Source organism: Cecembia lonarensis LW9 (assembly GCF_000298295.1).
Lineage (GTDB): Bacteria > Bacteroidota > Bacteroidia > Cytophagales > Cyclobacteriaceae > Cecembia > Cecembia lonarensis.
This window is the reverse complement of record NZ_AMGM01000228.1, coordinates 1-940: the sequence shown is the minus strand read 5'-3', so window position 1 is coordinate 940 and position 940 is coordinate 1. Positions and strand designations below refer to the sequence as shown.

At 60.5% G+C, this 940-nt stretch carries 2 protein-coding genes; both read right to left on the bottom strand.

Going from position 1 to position 940, the window contains the following annotated elements; all coding sequences use genetic code 11:
- A partial coding sequence (locus B879_RS23900) for a hypothetical protein (protein ID WP_040401558.1) occupies window positions 1-623 on the bottom strand: 623 nt, incomplete at its 3' end.
- Window positions 624-741: 118 nt separating this feature from the next.
- Window positions 742-940: hypothetical protein (locus tag B879_RS23895; protein WP_040401557.1), on the bottom strand; the 199-nt coding region annotated here is incomplete at its 5' end.

Sequence of the window (940 nt, the reverse complement as noted above, 5' to 3'; positions counted from 1 at the left end):
AAGGTCCAGCGGTAGTTTTGGGCCACGTTGATGATGGGGGTGTAGACCTCGAGCCCCACCGCTGGGAGCTGTGCGGACCCCGCTGGTGTCCGGTCATCGAGCAAGACTCCGGCAATCGGAAGCGCGGAGAAATTCCGCAACCAATCGGCGACGTACATCGAGGCGTTCTCCGCATCATCGGCGTCCAGGTCCGCGGCGTCGTCCTTTCCGGAGAAGGCATGGGTGGCGACCAGCCATGCCATGGGAGATGGGACATGCAACACCACGGCTTCCCGTTGTGTCTGCGAAAACGTCTTGGCGATACCCATGACAAGTTCAAGGGTCTGTGCATCGGCCAGCATGGTTCGCAGGGCAAAGCCCGTCCGGCTTCTGGCGGACATATCCTCGTGCAGGGATTGGCCGGTCGCCATCCGGTGTGCATAAAACCGGTCGAGATGAAGCAAAGCGGCATCCGGCTTGAGCAGCCCCTGTGCCTGGCCAATGAAATTGGCGTAGGCCATGGGATCTTCCCACGGGATGGGACGGTTTTGCAGTATCACCGCCTGGGAGTAATCGAGGTGGTCAAGAATCACTGCATGCTCCCGGCCGGATTGCGGCTCGGCGATGACATTTGCCAGATTCACTGTATTTGCTCCTTTCCTTGCACGGACCTTGCTGGATGATTGGTGACGGTGAAGCGGTGCCTCCCGCCATGGCCGGGGCCAGGGACGGAAAGGCACCACTTCACCGATGATGCGCGGCTCAGGACTTGTGGAGCACGGTTTCCCCGTACTTCGCCTCAAGCTCGCGGATCCTCTTGTCTTGGGCCTCGATCTTTAGCACACGGCGATCCGGGATCATGACCAATGGGATCTCGCTGAGCTTCCCCTTCACCCGCTGTGGTTCCTGCCCGCCCCAGTGGGTGGCGAAGACCTCTTCATCGTTGTCCTGGCCCCAGGAA